Annotated in this window: 13 protein-coding genes; all 13 read right to left on the bottom strand. The window is 33.6% G+C overall.

Annotated elements, in window-relative coordinates; all coding sequences use genetic code 11:
• Positions 1-1,775, bottom strand: a 1,775-nt coding sequence (locus J4O15_RS00540; RefSeq protein ID WP_208099308.1) for a glycosyltransferase family 2 protein, incomplete at its 3' end; no start/stop codon positions are given.
• A 9-nt stretch (positions 1,776-1,784) separates the two neighbouring features.
• Positions 1,785-2,765, bottom strand: a complete 981-nt coding sequence (locus tag J4O15_RS00545; protein WP_009219490.1) for a glycosyltransferase — start codon at positions 2,763-2,765, stop codon at positions 1,785-1,787.
• Between the two features lie 13 nt (positions 2,766-2,778).
• Complete coding sequence (locus J4O15_RS00550) at positions 2,779-3,852, bottom strand: glycosyltransferase family 2 protein (RefSeq protein ID WP_208099309.1); 1,074 nt, start codon at positions 3,850-3,852, stop codon at positions 2,779-2,781.
• On the bottom strand, positions 3,845-4,588 hold the full coding sequence (locus J4O15_RS00555; RefSeq protein WP_009219488.1) for an ABC transporter ATP-binding protein: 744 nt from the start codon (positions 4,586-4,588) through the stop codon (positions 3,845-3,847). The genes J4O15_RS00550 and J4O15_RS00555 overlap by 8 nt, the downstream gene beginning before the upstream one ends.
• Before the next feature lie 12 nt (positions 4,589-4,600).
• Positions 4,601-5,380: an ABC transporter permease gene (locus tag J4O15_RS00560; protein WP_009219487.1), complete on the bottom strand. Its 780-nt coding sequence runs from the start codon at positions 5,378-5,380 to the stop codon at positions 4,601-4,603.
• A gap of 10 nt (positions 5,381-5,390) precedes the next feature.
• The gene (locus tag J4O15_RS00565; RefSeq protein WP_208099310.1) at positions 5,391-7,064 is read right to left on the bottom strand and encodes an acyltransferase; all 1,674 of its coding nucleotides are present in this window, start codon (positions 7,062-7,064) and stop codon (positions 5,391-5,393) included.
• A gap of 9 nt (positions 7,065-7,073) precedes the next feature.
• Entirely contained in the window at positions 7,074-7,673 is a 600-nt protein-coding gene (locus tag J4O15_RS00570) for a D-sedoheptulose-7-phosphate isomerase (RefSeq protein WP_009219485.1), read from the bottom strand.
• 9 nt (positions 7,674-7,682) lie between these two features.
• On the bottom strand, positions 7,683-8,627 hold the full coding sequence (locus tag J4O15_RS00575) for an NAD-dependent epimerase/dehydratase family protein (protein ID WP_009219484.1): 945 nt from the start codon (positions 8,625-8,627) through the stop codon (positions 7,683-7,685).
• A 10-nt stretch (positions 8,628-8,637) separates the two neighbouring features.
• The gene (locus J4O15_RS00580; RefSeq protein WP_009219483.1) at positions 8,638-9,624 is read right to left on the bottom strand and encodes a GHMP family kinase ATP-binding protein; all 987 of its coding nucleotides are present in this window, start codon (positions 9,622-9,624) and stop codon (positions 8,638-8,640) included.
• Positions 9,625-9,753: 129 nt separating this feature from the next.
• Positions 9,754-10,578 carry a glycosyltransferase gene (locus J4O15_RS00585; RefSeq protein WP_208099311.1) on the bottom strand — a complete coding sequence of 275 codons (825 nt, stop codon included), beginning with the start codon at positions 10,576-10,578 and terminating at the stop codon, positions 9,754-9,756.
• Positions 10,579-10,798: 220 nt separating this feature from the next.
• Positions 10,799-11,869, bottom strand: a complete 1,071-nt coding sequence (locus J4O15_RS00590; protein WP_243761911.1) for an MFS transporter — start codon at positions 11,867-11,869, stop codon at positions 10,799-10,801.
• A 1-nt stretch (position 11,870) separates the two neighbouring features.
• Positions 11,871-12,539, bottom strand: a complete 669-nt coding sequence (locus J4O15_RS00595) for an HAD family hydrolase (protein ID WP_208099312.1) — start codon at positions 12,537-12,539, stop codon at positions 11,871-11,873.
• A gap of 47 nt (positions 12,540-12,586) precedes the next feature.
• Positions 12,587-13,072: a hypothetical protein gene (locus J4O15_RS00600; RefSeq protein ID WP_208099313.1), complete on the bottom strand. Its 486-nt coding sequence runs from the start codon at positions 13,070-13,072 to the stop codon at positions 12,587-12,589.
• Between the last annotated feature and the right edge of the window lie 24 nt (positions 13,073-13,096).

The following is a 13,096-nucleotide window of genomic DNA, read 5'->3' on the forward strand; positions in this document are numbered from 1 at the left end:
AAATTCTTCTCTGCGTCATAGATTCTACTATCAAAAGTCTGGCTCAGGTTTGTTTCCGCTTTATAAATTCTGTTGTCCAGAATTTCTCTTAATGATGTATTCTGCGAATCTATGAACACTTTTATAGATTCAAATCTCTCTTCCAGTTTTCTTAGAGAATAGTCAATATCGCTATTTTTTTCTGACAAGATATAGTTATATTGCTTCAATCTTATTTCAGAATCTCTAATATGATTTAAAATATCATATTTAACAGAGTTGATATGGTCTAAAATTTCAGCTTTACTATCCTTCAAATGACCATCCAAGTCCCAAAGTTGCCTTCTCAACTTATAAGTTATTCCATGTCTAAATGGAGTATAGAAGAATTTCAAAACACACTTTATACACTCCTTTAATGAAAATGCCTTAGTGTTACTAATTGGTTCATGTTCTCTACTTGATTCAGTACTTGGATATTTTTTAAATAAATCATCTATACTTAGAACTTCTTCTAAATCATGTCCGTAAGCATATTTACCTAAAACCCATCTCCATCTTCTATTTATAGCCAACAGTAAGCTGGAATCTTTATAATTTTTATATATTACATTGTTTTTTGCCATTTCCCTTAAAAGGGTTTCTTCTTCTTTTAGTGCTTTTTGTCTTTCCTTTTCTTCAACCTGATCGAATCTGTTCTCCCATCCTGTCAAATATTCAAGATGCGCTTCAGATATAGGTACATTCAAATATTTTGAAATATTATTTGCCGCAATCAATGCCGACTCAGCTGAAAGTGCATTAAACTTGTTCTTTGTAATATTATCCGCTCCGACTCTATATTCTCCCAAAATCTTATTTATATTATGGAATTTGAATTTGTGTATTGCTCTTGTCCAAAGTTCATAATCTTCCGCTTTTTTTGTGTTATCATAAAAAAGATTGTTTTTTAAAAAATAATCTTTTCTAATCATAATAGTAGAGTGGCATATTTCGCAACCATAAATAAGTGCTGCCTTTATATCATCATGCTTTTCCACTACTTCGTGAACAAAATCAGCATCTACACCAAAATGATGTTGTCTACTTCCACATAATCCATATTCTTCATGTGAATCCAAAAAATTCTTCTGTATTTCAAAACGATCCTCTGTAGCCAAATCATCTGCATCAATTCTTGCAATGTACTTCCCCTTTGCAATTCTTATTCCCTCATTTAAGGATTCAGCAAGTCCAAGTCTTGTTTTATTTTGTACTAATCTTATACGATTATCCTCAAATAATTGAATCACTTCAATCGTTTCATTGCTACTCCCGGCTTCATTAATAATCAACACCTCAAAGTCCTGACAACTTTGATCAAATACCGACCATAAAGTCTCAGCAATATAGTTTTCACTATTATATGTAGGCAGCAAAACCGTTATCAATGGCTCAACATTGGCAAAGTTTTTTTGCGTATAGAATTCAGTATGACTAAATAGTGAATTTTTGTATATTCTCTGTAGTTTGTTTTTTTCATAATCATTATTACATGCCAAACTCCAAAACTCAAAAGTATTTTTCATCTTTCTATAGCATAATCTAAAAAAATATCTTCCTTCTTCTTTTGATTTTTTCATTATTTGGAAGAAAAATTTCTTTAGCAAAAGATCTAAATCAACCAATGCTTGAAGTATTAGTTGATCAGACCTACCCACATAAGATTCTAAATAAGTAAGAGCTTTTATTTCTTTCTTTGTCATATTTAATCCACAACTTCTTATTTTCTCCACCAAAACATCTTCTTTATACATAATCCACTCCTAATGTATTTTTAATAATATCCTTCTCACATCTCGTATATTTTTTAAAATGTATGCTAAAAATTCTATTCTAAATTTTAAAAATATTTTCTTTCCGGGATTGTTGAGCGTAATTTCCTTATACAACGATTTTCTTATTCTGATGTACCTCTTCGCTTCATTTATTTCTTTTTTGTCAATATCATATATCATGACAAATGATAGAATATACTGCAAAGCCAGTCTATCTAACAATAATTCTTTTAGGCTGAACTTAGCTTTTTTTACCCTCTCTACGCTGACAGCCAACATATCCATTAAGTCTGTGATATGTTTCAAGGTAACCTTGTTCGCCAAAGAACCTTCTCTTCCAATCCTATAATAATAATAAGGTTTACCGAAAAAACCGAAACTTTTTGCAGTCAAAATCACTTTGGTTGCAAACTCTATATCTTCACTATGAACCCCTTCCAAAAAGAAAAGATTGTTATCCAATAGAAATTCTCTTCTAATAACATATTGCCAAACATTCCAGTAATTTCTCCTTTTCTTTAAAAAAGTTTCAAGATATGAATTATCACAGTTCAAATCATCTCCTTCTATTGTATCCAACTTAGCGATATTATTCGAATTACCTACTATATGGCAATCTGAAATAATCACCTCAGGAGAGTTTTTACTTCCCAGTTTCATCATCAAATCTGAAAATGAACTTGCTTCTATATAATCATCACTGTCAAAGAATACCACATATTCTCCCTTTGCATATCTAAGTCCTACATTTCTTGCATTAGACAGTCCGTCACTATCCTGCCCTATGATTTGAACTTTATCACTGTTTTCTTCCTGTATCTTCTTAGCAATAAGATCACTTCTATCTTCGGATGATTTGACCACCAGAATAATTTCATAAGAAAAACCATGGCAATCAAGCATTGATTTAATACAAGTTTCCAGATACTCTTCTACCTGATATACCGGCACAATAATACTTAAAAGCATGATTTCTCCTTTCCTAAAATAGTTCTTTTATTTTTTTACATATTTTTTTTAATTTTGCCTTTATTCCTTTATTTTCCTTCCAAAAGTAATAAAAGCGATTTATATATGGATTTGGATATCTGGTTCTAAAAATAGACTCAATGCCACCTACCACATCAACCATTCTGTTAAACGGTTCACCACCTCTTGCCCATGACCATTTAGCACGAATTGACCTAAGCAGTGCATCATCATCAAAAAAGCCGATTTCCTGATTTTTTCCATATATCTTTCTAAGTGTATTGCTTAATAATATATAGGACTCTTTCTTTTTTTTATAATCTTTGATCTCAAAATAATCATTTTTCCAATTGTTAAAAAGAGCGCTCTCATCCTCTGAAAGTTCCAATCCTATTGTTCTCTTTAATGTTTTTGCAACGATCTTACCACTTTCTAAATGTAGTTTTGATTTTTTTTCAAGAGTTATATTATCCTCTCCAACACGATATTCTCCCAGTATTTCCGGAATATTAGCAATATCTCCAAAATCAATAACTCTGCTCCAAAGTTCAAAGTCTTCTGCCAAGTATGTATTATCATAATACAGAGCATTTTTCTCAAAAACACTTCTTCTTAGCATCAATGTAGAATGGCATAAATCACAAAAGAAAATAACATTGCTTTTACACTGTTGTGGATCGGTTGCCGGTGCATGCACCCAATCAATATCTTCACCAAAGTGATGTTGATAGGATCCTACTACTGCTATATTGGGATGGCGATCTAAAAAATCTACTTGTTTCTGAAATCTATCTTTCTTTGATATATCATCAGCATCCATCCTGGCTATATACTCTCCTCTCGCCTCTCTTATACCAAGATTAAGTGACTCTGCAAGCCCAAGCCTTTTTGTATTTTGAATAACCTTTATTCTGGAATCTTTACTTTCATATTCTTTTACAATACTTGTACATACCTCACTTGAACCATATTCATTTAAAATAAGCATATCCCAATCTGTAAAGCTTTGAGCAATAATACTGTCTATACTCTCTCTTATATACTTATCACTATTGTATACAGGTAGAAGAACTGTAATCTTAGGCATGCTCCCCCCTCATATATGCTTCATAAGCATCGCACATTTCCTGAGTTTCTCCATATCCTCTCATATGCCCTTTTTCAAGCCAAAGTACCTTAGTACACATCTCTCTAATCTGCTCTATAGCATGTGAGACCAAAATGGTAGTAACACCACTGTCAAAAAGTTCCTTCATCCTCTGTTCGGATTTTGCCCTAAAAGACATATCTCCCACCGACAATACTTCATCTAAAATAAGTATATCCGGTTTTACAAATGATGCAAGTGAAAAGGCAATCTTTGATTTCATACCTGAACTTAGCTTTCTGAATGCTACATTCTCAAAATCTCGTATCTCTGCAAAGTCAATTATTTCATCATATTTATCTTCAATAAATTTTTTTGTATAGCCAAGAAGAGCTCCACGAAGGTATACATTTTCTTTTACAGTCATTTCATCGTCAAATCCTGCCGTCAATTCCAAAAGTGGTGCTACCACTCCATTAACATTTACACTTCCTGATGAAGCCGGCATAATTTTAGACAACACTTTCAAAATAGTTGATTTGCCGGAACCGTTTGAACCGATAATACCCAGCAACTCACCTTTTTTCACATGAAAAGTAATATCATCAAGTGCCTTAAATTCCTTTGTAATAACCTCTCCGTGCATTTTTCTGATAAAAAACTCTTTCAATGATAATTCTTTTATATCTCCCAAGATATATGTCACAGAAACATTGTCAACTTCTATCATATTCATAGGAATACCTCTCTAAATATAATATAGGAACATATAATTATATTTTTTATACATCCACATACCTATACGAAGAATAAGCAGTGCATAAAAAACACAGTACAGATGATAGGTAAATGATGGAATTGTATTGTGCAGCACTATTTCACGAAGATAGTTTATGTAAACAAATACAGGATTTAAATAAATAAGTTTTGCCACAATACTTCCCTTAAAAATCTTCACATCATAAAAAATTGCTGTGAAGTACATTAAAGCGAGTGTAAATATATCATAAAGATATTGAATATCTTTAAAGAAAACAAACAGTGCTGACAGTATCAATCCTGTACCCACAATAAGTACAAACAAACATGCAATCGGAAAAATTACAAACACAAATTTCCAAGTGATCGTAATATGATATGCTATAACAAATATAAAGAAAATAACCAATGTCAGCAGAAAATTTATTGATGCCGCCATTATCTTAGAAATCAGAAATAAATACTTAGGTGCATTTACCTTTGTAATGATTCCTGCGTTTGATGTAATAGACTGCATTCCATTATCAGTTGCCTCTCTGAAGTAGTTGAACATAAGCTGTCCGGCAAACATATATATAGTATAATGCTCCATACTGTCACCAAAAACCCTGTCAAATACAAAGCTCATAACAATAAGCTGAAATAGAGGAGCAATCATACTCCATAGTATACCAAGGACTGATCTCTTATACCTCTTATTAAAATCTCTTTTTACCAGCTCCGTAAACATGAACTGATACTGTTTTATTTTGTTTGTAAATACATCCATTCTTCACCACCTATGATATCTTGACCAGCTTTTTAAGGAACGGGATATTCCCAAGTGGTGCAATCATAACAATCGTACCTACAAAAGTAACAGCTACAAATATCAAACATTCTATAACGGAGTTCCCTACATTGATATCAACTCCGGAAACCTTTATGTTTTCTCCCATAGCCCACATCAAAAGTGAATGGCTGAAATAAATACCTAGTGATAATTCTGACAGCTTAATAATACACTTTTTAATAAAATTATCCTCACCTTTCCATTTTATCCTACTAAATAAAGCTACGATACCGGCAGCATAAATTACATTTGAAATTTGTGTTTCAAGGAAGAAAATATCTGTTGATGAGCCAAGTCTTTCTGTTATTCCGACTGATAAAACAACTGTACACAAAAAGCCTATAATGCTTAGTCCAAATGCAACAAAAGCACTTATGCTTTCTTTGTTTTCATAAATCATCCTACCAATAAAAATAGTTGCTATATATCCCAAATTAAGATAAATAAATGTAGGTCTTTCTAAGATAACGCCGTCTATAGAAAAATAGATCATCATCCCATCTATCACACTCGGAATAACTAATGCAAACAGCACGAAATACAACCTCATCTTTTTATTTAGGACATCATAGAAATACTGCAAAACCGGTAAGAATAAGTACATCCATACAAGTAAGTATCCATACCACAGATGTCCGGACGGACCAACCTTAAATGGAATTATAATCATATCATAAAGCACATTACCCTCATTCCAAATTATTTTTTTTGCTATAATATAAGAAACGCTCCATACTACAAGAGCAAGTCCGGCGTAAAGAGCCTTTCTAACAGCTTTTCTAGGTTCTGTACTTCTACCAAGTAAAAGCGCCCCTGATATCATCAAAAATGTCGGAACTGCAAATCTCGGAATAACATTAAGTATAAGTCCTCCAAACCAAACGGAAGAGCCGATATCATGATTATTATAAATATTTGCTGATGCATGAATTAAAATGATCATAAGTGCTGATATAATTTTTAAAAGATCCAGACCAATAAGTCGTTCTGTATTTATTTTCTTTTCTTCAGGACAAAATCTTTTACAAGCCAAAGAAATTCCTACAAGAAAAATCCATGTGATAATAGCAAGCGCTACCAAATTCTTTTTAGTTGAATTTTTCACTGTGATTGATGGCATTTTTACTTCAAAATTTATCCAACTATCAGACTCACTGTCCACATATCCATCAAAGTCCTGTTCACCCTGTGACGATATAATTCCTGCCCTTCCCTGCCATTTATTCTGTTTTAAAACGAGTACTACATCATCACCACTTTTAAAATCAGCACTGATACTGTCCTTCATACCATCTATCTGATCATAGTTTCTCCAAAGAAGCCCACCATCCTTTTCAATCCACCCCTCCGAAAAAATATCAGCCGGATTTTTGCTCCCGCCATTGACAATGACTTCTTTTAAAAAAATCTCACTGCCTTCAGCTTTTTCATTTTGAGTATTGCTTGCTATTATTCTTATCTCACTACTTGTCTGATTTTTTACTAAAAAACCGATACCGAATACTGCTATAAAAAGCAATAACACGGGCATAGCTTTTTTTATTGTCCTAGAAACAGATTGTGGAATTGCCAAAATGACAATTCCTACAATCAATAATACTGTTAAAAAAAGACTTTCCATCTTCTCTTCCTATACTCTTAAATGGTCTTTTCCTGCCAAAGTTTTATAAAAAATACTCATAATAAGATGATCATAAATCATATGTATGTCCTCAGTAACCTGCATGCTCATAACATCTGCACATAAAGAAACATCTGACATTTCTTTTAACTTACCTCCATCATATCCTGTAATACCTATTATTTTATTACCACAGGATTTGGCATATTCTACTGCATTAAGAACATTCTTTGAATTTCCACTCCCTGAAATTGCCATCACGATATCTCCCTCTTTGATTACTCCTTCAAGCTGGAAACGAAATACCTCTTCAAATCCTATATCATTTGAGATTGCCATCATTGTAGCCACATTGTCATTTAGACAAAGAAGTTTAAACTTCGGCTCACCCTTCTTAAATAAATACTCGCTGACTCCCTTATTAAAATCATTTTGATAATGTGATGCGGTAGCTGAGCTTCCACCATTTCCGAACACAAAAATAGTACCTCCGGCTCTTCTTGTATCATCCATTAAATTCATAGCCTTATTAATATCTTCCACATTCAGCTTCTTTAATGTCTCTATCTCTAACTCAATATAATCTTTAATACTTTGTGTATAATCCATTTTCTACCTCTATTTCATTTTTAATACATTTTCTACAGTAAGAGCTACCGAATCATCAGATTCATGTTTTGCCTTCCATCCGGCTGCATGAATCCTTGAAAGGTCATATTGGAACTTAGGTACATCCCCCTTCCAACCGCCTTTTCCGCCTGTATATTCATAGGGTATTCCTGTAAGTCCCATCTTATCCACCACTATATCCGCAATTGTCTTTACACTGCTTTGTGTACTTACACCTACATTATATAATGTGATTCCTGTTTCTTCCACATCTTTAAACTGCATAATTGCTTCCACCAAGTCCAGAACATATACATACGGCTTGCACTGTGTTCCGTCTCCAAGTATCCTCAAATGACTCGGATCTACCTTAAGCCTTTTTACAAAGTCAAAAATAACGCCATGGGTAAGCCTCGGCCCTATAACATTTGGGAACCTGAATATAAGTGCCTTAATATCGTTCATATAACTATATGCAGATATAATTGCCTCAGAGCCCAGTTTTGCAGCACCATAATAAGATATAGGACGAAGGTTAGGCTCATCCTCTGATACATTTTTACCTTCTTTTTCTCCATACACTGCTGAAGTGGAAGCAAAGAAAAACTTCTTCACATCATATTTTCTCATAGCTTGAAGCAACTCAAATGTTGTGGAATATGTGTTTTCATATTCTATAGACGGATCATTTGCACTTGCCTGAATATCCGAATTGGCTGCCAAATGAAAAACATACTCAAACTTCTCTTTTTCAAATACAGCTTCCAGTTTTTCTCTATCACAAAGGTTTTGCTCATAAAAAGTGAACTTAGGATTATCCATCAAATGCTCAATATTTTCCTTTGTACCGATAAAAAAATTATCAATACACACTACCTCATTTCCCTCTGCCAGTAAGCTGTCAATCAAGTGACTGCCGATAAATCCGGCACCACCTGCAACTAATACTTTCATACTGTCTCCTTTATTCCCAATATTTATCTCCAATGTAGATTACGCTGGTACCGTCTCTCTCAAATGTAAATTCCAGCTCTCTCAATACAATAGCTTTTTTAAGTTGTTCCTGTTTTTCTTCTTCACAGTAAAATAAGAGGAATCCACCTCCTCCCGCTCCAAGAAGTTTACCACCCAGAGCACCGTTTTTCATAGCAATATCATATGCTTCATCTATTGCAGGATTGGCAATACCTGATGCCAACTCTTTTTTTAGCTGCCATCCCTCATCTAATATCTTTCCAAAGGAAGAGATGTCATTATTTTCCAACGCAACTTTCATATCTTTGGCAAGTCCGCACATCTTCAACAAATTTTTAGCCTTATCTTCCGATGTTATGTTCTTTGTCTGCTCTGCCAATATTGTATTTGCTGAACGGGTTGTTCCTGTATAGAACATAAGCAGGTTTTTTTGCAATTTTTTATAAGTCTTTCCTTCCATCAAAATCGGCTCATGTGAAACTGAACCGTCCTGATTAAACTTGATAAAATTTAATCCTCCAAGTGCTGCACCATACTGGTCCTGCTTTCCTATAGGATTTCCCAGTTTCTCAATCTCAACTTCACAAGCAAGTCTTGCTAGTTTGTCCTTAGAAACAAACTTTCCATTGTAGCAATTTAGTGTATTCAAGAGTCCTACTGTAAAAGTGCTCGAAGAGCCCAACCCGGTTCCTCCCGGGATATCTGCCGTTGATGTTATCTCAACGCCATGGATATGCATATCTTTAAGAACCTGTCTGAAAATGCTGTGCTTTATTTGATCAATCTCATCTACAAGCTCATTCTCAGAATACTTCAGCAGTGTTTGTTTCTCATTAAAATAAGGATGAATAGAGATATAGCAATACTTATTTATAGATGTACTTAATACACATCCTCCATATTTCTCATAGAAATTTGCCATATCGCTTCCACCCCCACAGAAACTTACACGAAATGGGGTCTTTGTAATAATCATATCTCTCTCCTCATATCAATCTCTTTTATTGAATATTTACAATCGCTTGACATTATAACATAGTTTCTTTTTATGTAAAAGTATTTTTACTAAAAAGCTTATTATACATTTAAACATTTAAACATATTTTTATGCCCTGTCTTTTCTTAAAAGTTTGTATAAAGCTCTCCTTAGCCTGTTCGGTGATAAAGTTATAGATGCAGTGGCTATTATTCCGAATATAAATTCCAATATATTCGTATAATGTATTTTGTTTTGTATTCTTCTTAATTTAATATAGGTCAGAAAATACTCTAAGCCCCCTCGTCTGTTTGCAAAATTCCCAAGCCTTGCCCTTACTAAAACCCTATCTATATTGCCGATTTTATACCCCTTTGCCAGCATCCTGCTCCATAAATAATAGTCCTCCAGTCCCTTTAAAGGCTGATATCCACCCACTGCAAGTACATCTTTTTTCCTGAAAAATACCGTCATATGATTTAGGGGATTTCTGTATTTTCCGTATTTATAAAGTTCTGTATGTTTTAGCGGCATAGTCTTTGTTCTTATAATTTTGCCCTCTTTGGCAAACTCGTCAATATATCCTCCGACTACAGACAAGTCACTGTTTTGTCTCATATAATCCGCCTGCTTTTCAAATCTGTCTTCTACTGCTATATCATCACTGTCCATTCTTGCAATATACTCATATTTGCACTTTTCCAGCCCCTTTTGCAGGGCAATACCAAGCCCCATGTTTTTTTGTAATTGTACACATACAAAATCTATATTTTGATTTTCAATTTTTTTACACTCTATGGATATTACATCCTCCAGTTCTCTTGTTAATATCCCGTCTTTTACCAGTACTATTTCATCCGGTCTTAAGGTTTGATTATAGATGCTGTCCAATGCCTTTTTTAAAAATTCAGGCTTTTCTTTTATATATACCGATATTAAAACTGAAAATTTCAACGCTTCCTTTGTCTCCCTTATAATATTCTACAGCAAATATAACATATTTTCCCATATATTCATAATAATATAGCCAAACAGATTCTATCTTTCTACTTGGCTATATTATTTTATACTTTATTATGTTTTCCCTTAATTCTTATAAGCCTTACGGAGCATATCGCAATGCTTGTTCCTATAAGAGTAAGCAAAATATTCACCGATAAAAGTGCTCTCACACCTACATAATCAAGTATTGCACCTCCAAATAAGGAACTACCGTACCTGCAGACATCATACCGGACATAAAAGCCTGTCCTGTGGTTTGATCCTCCTCATTTACAACCATACCCGTAAAATATACCGATGCGGCTGCTATAATTGCAAAACTGATTATCTGTGAAAATTGAGTAATATAGATCATCCCCATATTCCCTGAGGCAAAATAAAGTACAGCCTTTATAATATACCCCACTCCTGCAATAATCATAAGATTTCCAACCTTTATCTTTTTCATTATAAATGAAAAGGTAAATAAAACAGGTATTTCAACTATAGCCTGAATAAACATTGCTCTACCAAGATTTGCACTGTCACCTCCAAGTGACTGTATTATTTGTAGTAGATAGGTACCTATAATATTATGTGAGAAAAACATAAAAAGTACCCCTAAAAGCATTACCGAAAAATATGGATACTTTGTTATAAAGTTTAAAACATTTGTATGTTCAGCTTTTTCCTTTTCCTGCTTGACTTTTTTGGTGATCGGCATTGTAGCTATAACCGCCAAAAATAAAATTATTACAATCAAACCTGATAAGGGAATTATTTTTGTACCGAAGATTCGAGCCATATCTCCCACTAACAAAGCCATCAGTGCATACATTGCAGAACCTGTTCCTCTGGCAATACCGAAATTTATCTTCACTCCTTCTTTTTCATAGGCAAATACAGCACTGTTTATAAGCGGCAGATATATAAATGTAGTTATATATATCATTCCAAACAATATTACAATAAGGCTTTTACTCTTTATAATCAGTAATAGTATACATATAAGGATATATGGTATGCCCAATATGATTATAAGTTTTTTCCATGTCAATCCCTCTATTCTGTCACATATATTCCCGGCTAAGGGCTGTAATATAAACGCTATAGTACAAAATACCGCCGTTATAACACCTATCAAACTGTTTCCAAAACCGTTTCCCTGCAAATAAAACGAAAGAAATCCTCCGTTTACACAAAAAAGCATCCAGAACAATCCCTGCAATACTATATATTGAATATTTATTTTTCCCTGCTTCATTTTATGATCCCATTCTAGTGTTTTCTTTCATTATCCAATCTATCACTTCATCCAGATTCGTCTTTATATCATCTACTTTTCCCTTTATTTCATCTGTGGGAGCTATGGTATCCGGTACCATTATCACCCTCGCACCTGCAGCTAATCCTCCATTTATACCGTTTATAGAATCCTCAAGTACAAGACTCTCTCCTATATCTGTATTTACCTTTTTTGCCGCCTTTAAAAATATATCAGGTGCCGGCTTCCCGTTTTCTATATCATCACCGCATGTAAAATCATCAAAGTATTTATAAACATCCGCCATTTTCAGATATCTTATTGCCACTTCTCTCTTTGTGGAACTTGCCAGACAGATCTTTATATTGTTGTCTTTTAAAAATTTTAATAAATTATCAAGTCCCTTTTTCTTTGTTAATCCATGCTCTTTTATATGTGCTACTATATATTCCTCTCTCTTTTGTCTGCCCTTATCGATATCAAAATGCTCACCCGCATCTTCCCTGAGTATCTTATATGCCAGTGCTCTGTTTGCACCTTTTATTTTTAATATGGCTTCATCGCTTATTTTACATCCCTGCAAAACCGCCGCATTCTGCCATGCCCTACCATAGAGCCTTTCAGTATCAAACATCAAACCGTCCATATCAAACAGTACTGCTTTTATCATTACATTATCCCCCTTTTTTATTTTTCTAAAGTTTTCTAATTTCTTTTCTAAATCAATGTTCTTAAATACTTTATCATTTCTCTTATTTCATTTATATCTTCCTTACTGCTTAAGCCGAAAAGATTTCTAACTTCTCTTGCCAAAAAATCCAGTCTACCCATACTGCCCTTGATTCTTACAAGTATAAATCCCTTTCTGTCTATTACACTCAGCTTTTCTAATTCACCTATAGAATAGCTTCTCTTATCTGTATTCACATCTATTATATTACCGTGAACCTTTATTTCAAATACCTTGCCAAGCCTTTTCTTAATTAAAGGAATGGTGATTACACATATTATAACGGAGGGTATCATGACTAAAAGCTCTGTTTTAATATTTTTGGTAGCATTATATGTTATTCCTTTTAAAGGTGTAAAAAGTTCCAAAAAAAGTACAAATAAAAGCATCGGAATCATAAAAAGCATAGGATAAGAAATCCCCATTATTATTTCATCTATTCTTGTATTTACTCTGAATCTGTAATCTTTCATGGTATTCCCCCATAATGCTTATAT

This window comes from Lachnoanaerobaculum sp. Marseille-Q4761, from assembly GCF_017565785.1.
Lineage (GTDB): Bacteria > Bacillota > Clostridia > Lachnospirales > Lachnospiraceae > Lachnoanaerobaculum.